Consider the following 260-nt stretch of genomic DNA (forward strand, 5'->3'; position numbering starts at 1 on the left):
GGCGCTCCAGGTCACACCGGTGCTACCGGTGCCACGGGCGCTACGGGACCTCCAGGTGCTCAAGGTAACACAGGTGCTACTGGTGCTACCGGTGCCACTGGCGCTACTGGACCTCAAGGCGTTCAAGGTAACACAGGTGCTACCGGTGCCACGGGTGCTACTGGTGCTACCGGACCTCAAGGCGTTCAAGGTAACACAGGTGCTACTGGTGCCACTGGACCTCAAGGTATTCAAGGTAACACGGGGGCTACTGGGGCTGT

General features: G+C 61.2%; 1 pseudogene. It reads left to right on the forward strand.

Going from position 1 to position 260, the window contains the following annotated elements:
- A pseudogene (locus JDS81_RS29995) lies at nt 1-260 on the forward strand (Gly-Xaa-Xaa repeat protein); the annotation flags it as partial.

Source organism: Bacillus cereus group sp. N31 (assembly GCF_016483245.1).
GTDB lineage: Bacteria > Bacillota > Bacilli > Bacillales > Bacillaceae_G > Bacillus_A > Bacillus_A toyonensis.